This window comes from Streptomyces sp. CA-106110, assembly GCF_050936285.1.
In the GTDB taxonomy this organism is placed as follows: Bacteria; Actinomycetota; Actinomycetes; order Streptomycetales; family Streptomycetaceae; genus Streptomyces.
Genome location: NZ_JBNJNB010000001.1, coordinates 721,285 through 735,235, shown reverse-complemented (window position 1 = coordinate 735,235; position 13,951 = coordinate 721,285). Strand labels below are relative to the sequence as shown.

The window sequence follows — 13,951 nt, the reverse complement described above, 5'->3', positions numbered from 1 at the left end:
CTCAGCCGCCCCGCTCGGGGTGCCGACCATGTCGATGAGAACGGTCACCGAGGTCCACGCGCGGGTTCGAGCACACATCTCAGCACTCATGACCTGCCGCTCGAGAGGGGGCGGCACGGCGTCCGAGGGGTCGATTTCTTATGGCTTCTGGCGACGCCGATGTGGCACAGCCGTGGACTATCGCGCCTGCTCCCTACTTCACAACCCGGCGTCGCGAAGCCAGCCAGAACGCCAGAACTCCGAAAGCGACGCCGCCCACGACGGCGCCAACCGGGGCGGCGGCCAAATAGTCCTGATCGGGGCCGCCCTTGACCCACGGAATCCAGGCGCTGCCGATATTGCCGCCCACGATGAAGCCGACGATGAAGCCCACGACCACGCCAACCATCGCGCCGCCAATGCCAATGGCGACAGTGCCCCAGGTCAGACCCCTACGAGCACCCCGACCGGCGAACGCCGTTCCGTTGCGCGACATGACCGCTCCCTTCGATCACGCACCAATGTGCTAAGACCATCGTCCAACCGTGGACACCGCATCACCAGAGCCCGAGGTCATGCAGTGACCCAGGACCGCGAGGACAGCCAATCCGCGCCGGCGGCCGGCCGCTGCGACGTGTGCTTCCAGCGTGCGCGAGGCTGGTGCAAGCGTGTTCTGCCATTCTGTTCGGGCGGTGATGGACGGGATCCGCCGGGCCGTGGGCCAGCCGATGGTGCACGACCTGCGAGCCACGGTCGACGCGATCGGGCCCTTGGCCTCATGTGTTCAGCTGCGGTCGTGACCTGACGCTCCGACAGAAGAAGGGTGCCTCCCACCTGCGATGATCTGGACTGTCTAGATCAAAACCGTCGCAGAGATGAGGCACCCAGCAGGTGCAGGTTACCGAATGGGATCACCGGCTTGCCGTGCGGGCCGACGGCAAGAACCTGATCGGCCACGCGGGCGTGGTGCTGCTGCGGAAGGTCGCCGACCGCGTCGGCCTGGCCACCGCGCTGAGTGCGGCGTTGCCGAGGGGTACCGGGCCGGGCTGGCGGGATCGGGGCATGGCGCTGGTCCAGCTGGCCTGTGCGATCGTGCTCGGCGCGACGAACATCCTGGAGGCCGAGCAACTCCAGTACCACTGGCGGCCGGTGTTCCCGCGGCCGATCTCGGACAGCACCCTGCGCCGTGCCCTGGCGGCGATCGACGCCCCGGTCGCGGCCCGGGTGGAACGCGCCCGCGCCGCGATACGCCGCGTGGTGTGGATGTTGCTCGCCCTGCGCCCCGGCGGCTTCCCCTGGATCTGGGTGTGCGGCCGGGAGGTGACCGGCTGGTACGTCCTCGACCTGGACCCGACCATCGTCACCTGCACCAGCGGGAAGGAAGGCGCGGCGGGCACCTTCAAGGGCAGCTTCGGCCACATGCCGCTGGGGGCGTGGGTGGCCAACACCCGCGAGTGCGTCGCCATGCTGCTGCGGCCCGGCAACGCGCCGCCCAACGACGTCGCCGACCATAAGACGGTCCTGGCCGCAGCGCTGCGGCAACTCCCGCTGCCGCTGTGGTCGAAGCTGCTGATCCGGATCGACGGCGCGGCCTTCAGCCACGACATCCTCGACCACCTCCAGACGCTGACCACCAGTCGGCGCCGGGTGCGCTGGGTGACCGGCTGGGCCATCAACGAGAGGGACGAGCAGGCCATCGCGTTGCTGCCCGAGAAGGTGTGGACGGCCGCGCTGCGGCAGGACGGCGAGGTCCTCGAGATCCAAGGGACCCACCGGCGAATGGATCTCCTACCAGGTCGCCGAGCTGACCGGGGTCCGTGACCTGACCGGCTGGCCGCAGGGGATGCGGCTGATCGTGCGCCGGGTCAAGCCCTCGCGGCGGGATGCAAAGAAGCTGACCGCCTTCGAGAAGCGCACCGGCTGGCGATACCAGATCATCGCCACGAACATCCCCGCCCACCAGGGACTTTCCGGGGTTCCCGCCTCCGGGCAAGTGTGGTTCGTCGACGCCCTCTACCGTGATCACGCCGAGGTCGAGGACCGCGTCAAAGCGATCAAGCGGGTCGGCCTCGGGCTGCTGCCCTCGAAGTCCTGGCAGCTGAACGCCGCCTGGGTTCTGGCCGCCACGATCGCCGCCGACCTCGACGCATGGACCCGGCTCCTCCTCCTGCACGACGAGCCCGAACTCGCCGCCGCGGAGCCGGAGACGATCCGCATGAAGCTGTACCACCTGCCCGCCCGGCTCACCGCCCACGCCCGCCGGCGCACCCTGCACCTCGACCGCACCTGGCCCTGGACAGCAGCGTTCGCCACCGCCTGGCAGCGGGCCAACCAGCTTCCGGCCCACACCTTACGGCCGGCCACCACCCCGGTGCTGGCGGACCGCGTGCAGCAGGCACGTGTGAAGAACGCGCTGGAGCCCGAATGGGAGGCCCGGTTCGAGCCGCGATCCTATGGATTTAGGCCCGGACGGGGTTGCCACGATGCGATCGAGGTCATCTTCAAGACGCTGTGCGGCAATCGCAGCCAGCGTCGGTGGATCTTGGACGCGGATCTGGCCGGGGCGTTCGACCGGATCGACCACGAGCACCTTCTCGACAGTCTCGGCACCTTCCCCGCGCGGGGCATGGTCCGGGCCTGGCTGAAGGCCGGCATGATCGAGTCCGGCGAGTTCTCGCCGACCGACGAGGGAACCCCTCAAGGCGGTGTGATCAGCCCCGTGCTGCTGAACGTGGCGTTGCACGGGATGGAGAAGGCGGCAGGGGTCCGTTACCGGCCCAGTGCCCGCAGTGGCGCTGAGACGGTCAAGGGATGCCCTGTGCTGGTCAGGTACGCCGACGATTACGTGGCGATGTGCCACAGCCGTGAGCAGGCCGAGCAGGTCAAGGCCGATCTCGCGGCGTGGCTGGAGCCGAGAGGACTCCGCTTCAACGAGGACAAGACGCACATCGTCCACGTCGAGGACGGATTCTCCTTCCTGGGCTTCGACATCCGCCGCCGTGTCGACCGGCAGGGCAGCGGAAAGCTGTTCATCACTCCCAGCAAGGAGTCGGTCAAGCGGCTCCGGAAGCGGCTGTCCGCCGACGTGCGTTCCATGCGCGGCGCGAACGCGGCCGCGGTGGTGTTCCGGCTCAACCCGGTCGTCCGGGGATGGTCGGCCTACTACCGGAGCGTGGTCTCCGGCCGGGTCTTCACCGGCCTGGACCACCACGTCTGGCACCTCACCTACCGGTGGGCCAGACGCTCGCACCCGAACAAGTCGAGGGGCTGGGTCGCCAGCCGCTACTTCGGCAAGTTCCACAAGTCCCGGCAGGACCGGTGGGTGTTCGGTGACCGCGACAGCGGCGCCTACCTCACCAAGTTTGCCTGGACGAAGATCGTCCGGCACGTCCCGGTCTACGGCGGAGCCTCTCCGGATGACCCCGCCCTGACCGAGTACTGGGCCGATCGGCGACGCAAGAAGAAGGCCCCGCCCGTGGACGAGCACACCGCCCGGCTTCTGCGAGGCCAGGGCGGACGCTGTCCCGCCTGCGGGGAATTCCTTCTGCACGCCGAACACGAACCGCGCAGCCCACGCGAGTGGGAACAGTGGTTCATGACCGTTCGGCGCGTGCTGGCCAAACAGCACATCGTCGAACAGGTCGACGGCCAGGACCGGACCTCCTACCGGCTCCTCCACGCTCACTGCCGACGGCGGAACCTCGCCGGAACGGCGGTGCACCAGCCATGACGCCGACGCGGAATCCTCGTCGTCCTCGGGGCTTGCTTGAGCCGTGGTGCCTGGAAAGCGGGCATGCCCGGTTCTGAGGGGGGACCGCCGCAGCAATGCGGCGGTCCTACCCGACGCTTCCACGTCAAGTGGATGCATAAACGAGGAACGGACAAGTGCTACGTCTACACCTTCATCGCGGACCACGGCCCCGGCGTCGTTCCGTTACGCCCGACTTCGTAGTAGTTGATCAGATGCCGTAGACGGCGAAGACGTCGTTGTGGTTGAGGAGATCGCGGCGGGCGTGGGCGATGTTGGCTCGTCCGGCGAGGCGGAAGGTGCTGATGGCGAGGTTGCGGAAGCTGGCCAGTGCGCGGGGTGCTGTTCCGGTCCTGAGCTGGGAGTTGTCCTCGTGGAAGGTGACGTCCCGCACCCAGTGGATCTTGTTCTCGATGGACCAGTGGGCCCTCTCGTAGTGGTTGAGGTGAGCGGGGCCGGCGAGGCGAGCGGGCATGCTGGTGACGCCGAAGACGATCTCCTTCCTGGTCCAGGTGCCGTCGAGGCCGCCGGTGTCACGGCGCAGGCGGAAGACCTGTCCCGCGCCGGGGAAGAGGGTGTCGTCGGCTTGGGCGGTGCGGATCGTGCGGCGCTCGGTGCGTCCGTGCCCACGGTCGTCCTCGGCCTCGGTGGTCTGGGTCCACTCCGCGTCGGTGCCGGCCAGCAGTGCTTGGGCGGCGGCGCGGGCCAGCGGCTGGTTCCCCTTCAGGATCAGGACGTAGTGGGCGTCGAGCCGGTTCGTGATCAGGCGTGCGGTCTTCTTTGTGGTGTGCAGGGCATCCAGGGTGAAAACCCATCCGGGTAGAGCGAGTTGGGTCAGCAGGGTGCGGGCCGCTTCGCCCTCGCCGTGCTTGTCCGGGACCTGGGTCTGGCCGAGGACCGCGCCGCTGGCATGGGCGACCGCCCCGACCAGGAAGATGCGCCCCGATTCGGTGCGGGCGCCGGTGAGGGCCTTGCCGTCGACAGCCGCGGCGGGCAGGAGGCCGGCCGGCGCGGGGTGTTCCATGGCCCGCTGGGCGGCGCGGCGCTGTTCGCGCTCGATGGGTCCCGGGGTGCACGGGATTTTGGGCGCCGTTGCGGTTCCGGCCGCGACCTCGGTGACGTATGCGCAGGTCGCCGCGTCCAGGGCGTCGGCGTCCAGGTCGGCGAGCACGCGGCGGAAGGTGCGTTCGCTGGGTACGAGGTACTGGCCGGTCAGCGGGTCGTACCGGGCGCCGATGCGTGCCAGTTTGATCTGCGGGGCGCGGGTGGCCCACTGCCAGATCGCGGTCATGGAGTCGCCGCCGACCACCAGCGTCGCGCACGCGGCCAGTACCAGGATCACCACCAGAGGATGCCGCCGCCCTCGCTCCGCGCGCCGGTCCGGGACCTGTCGCAGCCTGCCGACCAGCGCAGACTCCACCGCCGCAGGATCCGCGGCGAGCTCGGACTCCCACAGCGCGAGGTCGGTGAGCTGGCCAAGGACAGGGCTGATCAGAGAGGATGCGGACACGAGCGCGGCTCCTGAGACGATCTTCTGGCGTGAGAACCTGAAAGATCATCAGAGGCCGCGCTCGCCTTGCAACTCGCCACCTCACCCCACGGACAAACAACCCGAAACCCGTCAAAGATCAACTACGCCGGGGCCGTGCATCGCGGACAAGCCCGTCCGTGAGCTGAAGCGGAAGATCAGGGCACTGACCCACAGGAGGTCGCAGGTCCCGTTCGCCGCCGTGCTGTCGAGGATCAACCAGATCCTGCGCGGCTGGGCCAACTACTTCAAGCACGCCGTCGCCAAGCACACCTTCAACGCCCTGCGTTCGTTCGTGTGGTGGCGGGTGGTCAACATGATCACGTATCGGCGGCGCATGACGTGGACAGCCCTGCGCCGACAGTTCAAAGGCCCCCAGGGCTGGCGGCAAATCGCTCTGGATGGAGTCGAACTGTTCAACATCGCCGCATTGGCGGTCACCCGCTACCGCTGGCGCGGACTGAGCATCCCGACACCATGGGCCGCATAAAGATCATCGCCTCAGCGGCAGTGACCCGTGGAGAGCCGGATGCGGTGAGAGTCGCACGTCCGGTTCGGTGAGCGGCTCGGGGAAACGGAGCCGGGGAAACCCTGCTACCGCGCCCCGAGTCGACTCTCCACCCTGTCGTGGATCTCCCAACACCGCCGCTGCGTACGTGACTACGAGCGCTTACCCGAGCACCACGAGGCCATGGTCCTGTGGTCCATGACCATCCTCATGCGGCGCAGACTCGCCCGCGTCAACGCGCGCACAGCCCGGAAATGATCAGTTCACGGACAGGCACTCATTGCCGGGGGCGGGCCATCGGCCTGTCCAGACCGCGGCCCGCGACGGCGCCGCGCGCACCGGCAGGGCGCCAGGCATCCGGCGGGCCCGACTGCACCGCGCCGCGCTGTCCGAGGTCACGGGTTGCCGGGCTTGCTCCCTCTGCCGGGAGTGTCTCCGTCACACTCCCTGCTTCTCGAGAGGACACCTGGCCCATGCATTCCACATCCGAGACCGTGACGGTTCCTCAGCACCCCAACGGGGACCTGTTCACGATCGCCCTGTTCACGGTGGACGGCACCGCCTACGGCCCCTACGTCGGTCTGCCGCTCCACTCCTGGATGATGCCGGATTCCGCGCACCTGTTCACCCGCGCCACGGCCGAACGCATCGTCGACGACCTGAACGAGCGCGACGCCGACTGCGGCCTGACCGGCCAGTAGGGCGCGGACGGATCCCTGACGTTCACCTGGGACGAGCGCTACCGCGACACCCCGGGCTCCCAGACCGTCCTCCCGGACGAGTACGACCGTTTCGAGATCGGCGGACTGTGGCCGTGGGACGAGTGGGAAGACCACCACGAGGCCACTCCCGGGCAAGAAGCGTTCGCCAACGGTGCCCTCCACTACTTGGAGGCCGACGAATCCGAAGCGCAGGACGAGCCGCTGAAGACCCCGTACGCCCGTGGCCGCGCCGAGGCGCACGCGGTGACGCTGCACCTGGAGGAGCACCCCGATCAGGCCCTGCGCCGTGCCCTGGCCGTGCACGGGCTGAAGGCGTATCTGGACGAGGACTGCGGCAATTCGTGGTTGCGGATCCCGTTCGACCAGACCCGGGACTGGGACGGGGTGGGCTGGCACCTGGTCGTGTTCGTGACGGTGGACGGCGACGACGCGACGTTCGTCGACGAGCCGGTCGGGGACCGCACCGCCCACTGGCACCTCAACCGCGGTGTCGGTGACGGGACGGGGCGGGAGACGCGCCTCCTCGTGAGCCCCTACACAGCCACGGATCAGGTCGCCAAGGTCATCGCCGCTCTACTGGGGACGCCGCAGCGCCACGAGCTGTGACCTCACGGCCGGGGCGCGACGGTCACTGCCGCTCCCCGGCACCTCACCGCCCCGTTCGGACCGGCCGCTCCCCGGCGCCGGCGGGTTGCGGGGCTAACCCGCCGCCCGGCGAGGGTCGTTCCTGCCGGACCGCACTCACGCAGCCCCCTCTTCCCGGGTGCGGTCCGGCACCCCCAAGGAACGCCGACCACGGAAGGGCCCCCGTATGGCCAACCCCAACGACCCCGGCGCCCGAACGCGACGGCAGCGGATGCCGGACGACTACACGGCCCAGGAGATCGCCCTCTTCGAGAACTGCGAGCCGCCTGGGAGAGCCTCGACAACGGCGTGATGCCTCTGGTGCGGGCCCTGTACTCGCTGCCCGGCATCGTCACGATCTCCTCGTGCGAGGGCCACCCCGAGCGCGACGGCGATACCGCCGAGTCGCACGTCGGATGGAAAATTCGGGCTCTCCGGGCATGAGTGTGGGCTGGTGGGTGGGATCTCGGGGTCAATGTATTGATCGGGTTGGATCGTTCCGCCTGGGGTGGTGAAACGTAGGACGCGCACGGGGCGGACCGTAGATTCGGAGGCTGTCGAAGGCCGTACCGAAGCTACAGGAGTCCACGCACCGTGCGCGTCACCACCGCATTCAACCGCCTCCTGGAGCTTCCTGGCGTGAGCGTCACCGACGTGTCGTTCGGCGAGGACCGGGTGATCGTGGACGTGGCGCTGACCCGCCGGTGTCTGGCCTGCCCGGAGACCGGCTGCGGTTTCACCACCCGCACGCGTTACGACACCAGGCCGGTGTCCTCCTGCTGGAGGCACCTGGACCTGGGCCGCTGGGGCCTGGTCGTCCGGGCCGGCCTGCGCCGCCTGCGCTGCCCCGAGCACGGCGTCAAGATCGAAGCCGTGCCCTTCGCCCGGCACCACTGCGGCTTCACCCGCGACTTCGAGGATGTCATCGCCTACCTGGCCACCCGCACCGACAAGACCACCATCACCCGCCTGCAGCGCATCGACTGGCACACCGTGGGCCGCATCTGCGCCCGCGTCGTCGCCGACGGCCTCGACGAGGACAGACTCGACCACCTGGTCACCATCGGGGTGGACGAGGTCAGCTGGAAGAAGCACCACAACTACCTGACCCTGGTCACCGACCACACCGGCAAGAAGATCGTCTGGGGATCCGAGGGCAAGGACAGCGAGACCCTGGACGAGTTCTTCGATGAACTCGGCCCCGAGCGCGCTGCAGAACTGGCCGCGGTCAGCATGGACATGGGGCCGGCCTTCGCCAAGAGCGTTGGCGAAGAAGGCCACGCCCCGCAGGCCGTGATCTGCATCGACCCGTTCCACGCGGTCAAGCTCGTCGGTGACGCCCTGGACGCCGTGCGCCGCGAGGCATGGAACGAGCTGCGCCAACTCGGCGATCAGGCTGCGGCAAAGAAGTTCAAGGGCGCCCGCTGGAGCCTGCTGAAGAACCCGGAGAACCTCACCGACGAGCAGGCCACGACCCTGCGCAAGCTCAAACGGAAGGGCGGCGGAGTCTGGCGAGCCTACCGGCTCAAGGAATCCTTCCGCGCGATCTTCGCCGGGGACCTGGACGCCGGCGAGGCAGGCGAGTTGATCGACCGCTGGATCTCGCAGGCCCAACGCTCCCAACTGCCCGCGTTCATCAAGGCAGCCAAGACCATCCGCAAGTTCCGCGACGGGATCCTGGCCTCCATCCGCCTGAAGATCAACAATGGTCGGGCCGAAGGCCTCAACAACCACGTCAGGCTACTGATCCGCCGCGCCTACGGCTTCCACACCGCCACAGCCGCCCTCGCCCTCGTCATGCTCACCTGCGGACCCATCACCCTTGTCCTACCCCACGAACGACCCCGAACCCGGACCGGCTGACCCACATCCATGCCCGGAGAGCCAAAATTCGTTCCGCCGACCCAGAAGCCAGTATCAGGGACGCCGGACCCTCACCCGAGGGATGGCTGGTCACCGAGTGGTTCACCTCGCACCTCCAGAGCATGAAGGCAGCCGGATTCCCCATCCGTCACTTCTTCCAGTCCCCTCCGCCCTACCTGAACCGGCCAGGCCGGTCCATGACGTTCTGGATTCGCGGAGCGGTGACCGGCGAGCGGACCCTGACCCCCGAGCAGTACCTGAAATGCCTGATCCACGCCTGGGACCGGACGGGCTACGACTACCCGATCACCACGGGCACCTGACCGTCTGCCGCGCCACTCCGGGCCCGCCCCCGCCGTACGTGTCCGGCGGGGGCGGGCCCGACCCGTTCCACCACGCGCCGGCCATCGCGCGGCGGCCGGGTGGTGGGTTGCGGTGGTAACCCGGCGCCGGGTGAGGGTCGTTGTTGCCGGGCCCCACCCCCGACGTCCCCTCCCTCACCTGGGGTGTGGCCCGGTACCCGGTTGGAAGTCTCCGTATGAAGGGTCCACACATCGTGCTCGACAGGCCGTGTTCTTTGACTCAGGAAATCCACGCCGAGTACCGCGCCGAGCAGGAGTTCACCTGCGAAGGCTGCCGCGCAACGATTGCTTCCAAGGACGTGGGCTGCCACGCCGAGGATCCCGGCAGTGAGATGGTCGGGGGCCGTCAGTTCCTTGTGGTGACCGTGGTGGTGTTCTGCGATGGCTGCCACGAGGACAGCCGCTGCGACTGCTGACATCCGCAGAGCCGGAAGCCGCCGCTCCTAGCGCCGACACCCCGTCTGATGGCCCGACCCCTCTTCTCCGGGGCGGGCCATCAGGTGTGTCCGGGGCCGGTACGCCGTGCAAGCGCGTGCGGGCGGGCAGCGGCCGTCAGGTGAGGTGAGGCGAGGTGAGCGCGGAGCCAGGCAGCGGTGACTGCGAGGGATGCGAGGGTGTCGAACTCCGGGTCCTCGTGGCCGGCGCCGGCCCGCAGTTCAAAGCGGCTGCTCGCCCTGGCATGACTCAGGGCCTGGTGGAGCGACAATGCCCTCGCACGGCGGGATCCCGCCCGATCGGCTGATCGGACGGGATCCCGTCGGGTTTTGGCGGACACGGCGGGGCCGAGTGCCTGCCCGCACAGGTTCACTGCGTGGCGGACCCGCTCACCTTGAGGGTCACGGGGACAGGCGCCAGCGCGTATGGGGTGTCGTCCTCCTGCTCGAGCGTCGCCGTGTACGTGCCGGCCAGGCTGAGGTCCTTCGCGTCCAAGGTGACGGTCACCGTGGCGCTCTGACCCGGCTTGAGGGTGACCCGCTGGGGGCTTTCCGACAGCCAGGTGACATCGGATTCGGTCTCGTCGTAGCCGCGCAGGACTTCGGCTGTGGCGACCACGTCGAACTCGCTACGCACGTCCTCCTTCACTCCCCCGGCGCGGTACATCCCTGTGCTGCCGCCGCCTCGGGTCATGGTGGTCGGCGTGTCGGGCAGCGCGCTCCAGGTGCCCTTCTGCGGGTCGTAGGCGTACCCGTGCGGCGTGGAGACGTTGATCGAGCCCTTGGGTGTACTTCCCCCAGAGAGGAGCAGTTGACCGTTGGCCGCGGTGTAGGAGGATTGGGCCAGCGGGATCGGCAGGTTGGCTATACGTGCCCAGCTATTCGAGGACGGGCTGTACACGAAGGCGTCCTTGACCGCCCCGAAGTTGGTGAAGCCGCCGGCGCAGTACAGCTTGCCGCCGATGGCGCCGCAGGCGCCCCCGGTGATGGTCTGGGGGTAGGCAGCGGCAGTGGACCAGGCGTTGGTCGCCGGGTCGTAGACCTGGACGTGGGTGGTGCCGTTTCCGCCTCCGACGACGTAGAGCCGTCCGTCGAGTACTGCGCTCGCCGCGCCCGAGGAGGGGGTGGGCTCGTCGGCGGCCTTTGCCCAGGTGTCGGTCGCCGGGTCGTAGACCTGCGTCGTGGCGATCGCCCTCCCGGACTGGCTGCCGCCGGCGTAGTAGATCTTGCCGTCGATGACGCCGTGGGCGGGCGCCTCGCTGGCCTGCGGCGCCGAGGCGCGCTGGCTCCAGGTGCCGGTCTGCGGGTCGTAGGCGTACAGGGAGTTCAACTCCCTGTCGTACTGCTGTGCCCCGAGCGCCGAGTACACGGTTCCCTGGACGGTGTCGACGGCGTTGTCGTAGACCGCCGCCGGCAGGTCGGCGATGGGCTGCCAGGCGCCAGCGGGAGTACCGGAGTTCGGCGATCCGGGTTCTGTACCGGTGCGTTCGGCCGCTGTCCAGGTGGCCGGCGCGTTACCGGTGTTCTTGATGGTCAGGCGCTTGGTGACCTGGTGGCCCGACTGCACGTCGGCGCTGATGGAGCTGGTGTCGACCACCAGGTGGCCTGCTTTGAGGACGAAGTCCTGCTGTACGGCCTTGTCCGCGGCGATCTTCACGGATTTTTCCGTCTGCGTATAGGAGGGCATGGTCGCCGTGAAGCCCTGGTTGCCGCTTCCCGGTACGAAGGCGGCGTAGAAGCCGTCCCCGATGGCGGGGTCGTCGGGGGTCGCCGACGTCATGGCCCGCACTGAGGAGTCGGCGTTGGTGACCGTCGCCCCGACGATGCCCTGACCGGTGTTGCCGTCGGCCACGGTGCCGCTGATCAGGCCACCGGGCACGGGAGTGAGGACGCGGTCCACCATCGAGACGTCGTCCACCTCCCAGTAGACGCCGGGGCTCGTGTAGTGGAACCGCACCCGGACGTCCGACTGCCCCGCATAGCCGGTGAGTGGGATCTCGACGTGGCTGGGGCCGAAGACCCACTGGAACGTCTGGTGCCAGAGGGTCGTCCAGGTCTTGCCGCCGTCGGTGGAGACGTCGACATCACCGGTCTGCGTGGAGCTGCCCCGGTAGTCGGTGTCGAAGGCGATTTCCGGCGAGACGTCCTTGGACAGATCGTAGGCGGGACTGATGAGTTGGGTGTCCTCGGCCATGCGGGGACTGGGGTAGTTGCTGTCGGCGATGGCGAAGCCGCCGGTGCCGCCGGTGTGGTTTGTGCGATGGCCCGGGTCGCCGAAGACCCAACCCTGGTTCGTTCCTGAGGCGTTGACCACGCTCCAGCCTTGCGGGGCGGAGTCGGTAGAGTCGAACGGTTCGGTGTTGCTGGTCTTCAGGCTGAGCGTGTAGCCCGGGTTGTTGCCGCCCCAGGTGTCGCCCTTCAGCGCGAAGTCGGCTTTGGCGCTGCCGGTGGAGACCGCCACGTCCCTGGTCACCGGCAGGTATCCGGGTTCAGCGGAGGTGACCTGCAGGGTGTACGTGTGGTTCTCGGGGAGTTTCACGGTGTACGCGCCGGTTCGCGGATCGGTCCACACCGGGCCACCGGGCACGCCCTTGACCGAGATCTCGGCATAGAGCGGCCACCCGTGGCCAGCACCGTCCCGTACCGTCCCGGAGACATTCTCGACCGCCAACTGCCGGAGCCTGGCGTCCAGCCGCGTGCTGCCGCCGTCGGCGACCATCGCCGACACGGTCGCCTGGGCATAGCCGTAGGCGTCGATCGTGATGGTGTACGTGCCGGGCTTCACGGTCAGGGTGTAGGCGCCCTGGGCGTCGGTCGTGGCCGTGTAAGGTCCGGAGCTGACCACCGCCCCGGAGACGGGCTTGCCGGCGTTATCGGTGACCGTGCCGGACACCACGCCGTGCGCACCCAGTCGGAAGGCGTCCAGCCCGTCGGGGGTGCCGAGGCCCGTCGGGCCGTCGTAGCCGGTACGGGCTGTGCACAGGTAGGAGGCGGCACCGGCGCAGGTGCCGTCGTTCCCGCTGGTGACGTCGTTGAGTGCGGACGACGGAGCCAGGTACGGATACTCGTTCGGCTGCGTCCCGGCCACCGGGGTGCCCGCGTCGGCGTATGTCGCCGTGATGATCGGTGCCGCGGCGCTGGTTCCGCCGATCACGATCCAGCCGCCCCCGGAGGTGTCGTAGACGGCGAGTCCGGTGGCGGGGTCGGCGACCGCGGAGACGTCGGCGACGGTGCGGTGGGTGCAGCCCGAGTCCGTCTGGAAGGACGGCTTCGGCTCGTAGAGCGAGCAGCCCGACCCCGGGGCCCCTTTGCCTTGGCCGCCGTTCCACACCGACTCCGACCAGCCGCGCGCGGTGCCGGGGTCGCGGACCAGGGAGGTCCCGCCGACCGACGTCACGTGCGGGGAGGCCGCGGGGTACGAGACGCCGTAGCCCTCGTCGCCGGAGGAGGCAACGATCGCGACACCCGGGTGGTCGAAGTGCCGGTCGAGGGAGGTCTCCGCCGGGTCCTCCGGGGAGAACTGGTAGTTCGTCCCCCACGAGTTGGAGACGTACTTGGCGCCGAGCGCCACGGCCTCGTCCTCGGCCGCGAGGAGGTCCGGCTCCGTGGCGCTGTCGGCCTCCACGAGCAGGATGTGGGCCTTCGGGGCGGCAGCGGACACCATGTCGAGGTCGAGCGAGATCTCGCCCGACCAGCCACTGTCGGCGATGGGGTAGTCGCTGCCGCCGCGCTGGTCGACCTTGCTGAAGCAGCCGTTGGCGGTGGTGCAGGCAGGCAGGCCGAACTGCTGGCGGTACAACGCCAGGTCCGCTTCGGCCTGCGGATCGTCGAAGGCATCGACGATCGCGATGGTCTGGCCGGCACCGCCGTCCGACGGCAGCTTGTAGGCACTCTGCAGATCGGCCGGGCCCAGGCCGCTGGGCTCCGCAGCGGCTGCCCGCAGCCCATTGAACGGCTTGACGTCGGTACGCCGCAGGGCAAAGCAGGTGAAGTCGCCAGGCTTGGCGGTCCCGCACAGGCTCTGTACGTTCCCGACGGGCGAGGGCTGCGCAGGGGCGGCCTGGACTGGTGCCGACGTTCCGGCCAGCCCCGCGACGGCGGAGGCGAGCACGGCGAGGCCGGCGAGTATGCGCCGGCCTGAACGTGGCCCAGATGGTTGTCGTGATCTCAACGAGTGCTCCAT

General features: G+C 68.9%; 13 protein-coding genes. 10 read left to right on the top strand and 3 right to left on the bottom strand.

The genetic code is table 11. From position 1 onward, the window contains the following. Positions 1–193 precede the first annotated feature (193 nt). Positions 194–475 (bottom strand): hypothetical protein, encoded by a 282-nt coding sequence (locus tag ACQEXA_RS03590; protein WP_432937981.1) that lies wholly within the window; start codon positions 473–475, stop codon positions 194–196. Positions 476–870: 395 nt separating this feature from the next. Between ACQEXA_RS03590 and ACQEXA_RS03585 the strand changes: the two genes are divergently transcribed. Together ACQEXA_RS03585 and ACQEXA_RS03580 are read left to right on the top strand one after the other, a co-directional pair. Next, positions 871–1,800, top strand: coding sequence for a transposase (locus tag ACQEXA_RS03585; RefSeq protein ID WP_432937983.1), 930 nt, complete (start codon positions 871–873; stop codon positions 1,798–1,800). A gap of 22 nt (positions 1,801–1,822) precedes the next feature. Next, on the top strand, positions 1,823–3,709 hold the full coding sequence (locus ACQEXA_RS03580; RefSeq protein ID WP_433128634.1) for a reverse transcriptase domain-containing protein: 1,887 nt from the start codon (positions 1,823–1,825) through the stop codon (positions 3,707–3,709). Positions 3,710–3,938: 229 nt separating this feature from the next. On the opposite strand, the gene ACQEXA_RS03575 is transcribed toward ACQEXA_RS03580, so the two are convergent. Then, complete coding sequence (locus ACQEXA_RS03575) at positions 3,939–5,237, bottom strand: ISAs1 family transposase (protein ID WP_433128633.1); 1,299 nt, start codon at positions 5,235–5,237, stop codon at positions 3,939–3,941. Here ACQEXA_RS03575 and ACQEXA_RS03570 point away from each other — a divergent pair. From ACQEXA_RS03570 to ACQEXA_RS03535, 8 genes are all read left to right on the top strand, one after another. Further along, entirely contained in the window at positions 5,194–5,745 is a 552-nt protein-coding gene (locus ACQEXA_RS03570) for a group II intron maturase-specific domain-containing protein (RefSeq protein ID WP_433128631.1), read from the top strand. The two genes, ACQEXA_RS03575 and ACQEXA_RS03570, sit on opposite strands and share 44 nt — an antisense overlap. A 491-nt stretch (positions 5,746–6,236) precedes the next feature. Further along, the gene (locus ACQEXA_RS03565) at positions 6,237–6,464 is read left to right on the top strand and encodes a hypothetical protein (RefSeq protein ID WP_432937994.1); all 228 of its coding nucleotides are present in this window, start codon (positions 6,237–6,239) and stop codon (positions 6,462–6,464) included. 186 nt (positions 6,465–6,650) lie between these two features. Beyond that, positions 6,651–7,091, top strand: a complete 441-nt coding sequence (locus ACQEXA_RS03560; RefSeq protein WP_433128629.1) for a hypothetical protein — start codon at positions 6,651–6,653, stop codon at positions 7,089–7,091. Positions 7,092–7,296: 205 nt separating this feature from the next. Beyond that, on the top strand, positions 7,297–7,422 hold the full coding sequence (locus ACQEXA_RS03555; RefSeq protein ID WP_433128627.1) for a hypothetical protein: 126 nt from the start codon (positions 7,297–7,299) through the stop codon (positions 7,420–7,422). Further along, complete coding sequence (locus tag ACQEXA_RS03550; RefSeq protein WP_433128625.1) at positions 7,422–7,553, top strand: hypothetical protein; 132 nt, start codon at positions 7,422–7,424, stop codon at positions 7,551–7,553. Before ACQEXA_RS03555 ends, ACQEXA_RS03550 begins: the two co-directional genes overlap by 1 nt. 150 nt (positions 7,554–7,703) lie before the next feature. After that, positions 7,704–8,972, top strand: a complete 1,269-nt coding sequence (locus tag ACQEXA_RS03545) for an ISL3 family transposase (protein ID WP_433128623.1) — start codon at positions 7,704–7,706, stop codon at positions 8,970–8,972. 197 nt (positions 8,973–9,169) lie between these two features. Then, complete coding sequence (locus ACQEXA_RS03540) at positions 9,170–9,295, top strand: hypothetical protein (protein WP_433128621.1); 126 nt, start codon at positions 9,170–9,172, stop codon at positions 9,293–9,295. 233 nt (positions 9,296–9,528) lie between these two features. Next, the gene (locus ACQEXA_RS03535) at positions 9,529–9,750 is read left to right on the top strand and encodes a hypothetical protein (protein WP_433128619.1); all 222 of its coding nucleotides are present in this window, start codon (positions 9,529–9,531) and stop codon (positions 9,748–9,750) included. Positions 9,751–10,138: 388 nt separating this feature from the next. Here ACQEXA_RS03535 and ACQEXA_RS03530 read toward each other — a convergent pair whose 3' ends face one another. Beyond that, positions 10,139–13,879: a carboxypeptidase regulatory-like domain-containing protein gene (locus ACQEXA_RS03530; RefSeq protein ID WP_433128617.1), complete on the bottom strand. Its 3,741-nt coding sequence runs from the start codon at positions 13,877–13,879 to the stop codon at positions 10,139–10,141. Between the last annotated feature and the right edge of the window lie 72 nt (positions 13,880–13,951).

What these genes read in the sequence shown, in the direction of transcription:
- ACQEXA_RS03590 (WP_432937981.1), bottom strand. Translation starts at nt 475, where the DNA reads ATGTCGCGCAACGGAACGGCGTTCGCCGGTCGGGGTGCTCGTAGGGGT.
- ACQEXA_RS03580 (WP_433128634.1), top strand. Translation starts at nt 1,823, where the DNA reads ATGCGGCTGATCGTGCGCCGGGTCAAGCCCTCGCGGCGGGATGCAAAG.
- ACQEXA_RS03565 (WP_432937994.1), top strand. Translation starts at nt 6,237, where the DNA reads ATGCATTCCACATCCGAGACCGTGACGGTTCCTCAGCACCCCAACGGG.
- ACQEXA_RS03555 (WP_433128627.1), top strand. Translation starts at nt 7,297, where the DNA reads ATGGCCAACCCCAACGACCCCGGCGCCCGAACGCGACGGCAGCGGATG.
- ACQEXA_RS03550 (WP_433128625.1), top strand. Translation starts at nt 7,422, where the DNA reads ATGCCTCTGGTGCGGGCCCTGTACTCGCTGCCCGGCATCGTCACGATC.
- ACQEXA_RS03540 (WP_433128621.1), top strand. Translation starts at nt 9,170, where the DNA reads ATGACGTTCTGGATTCGCGGAGCGGTGACCGGCGAGCGGACCCTGACC.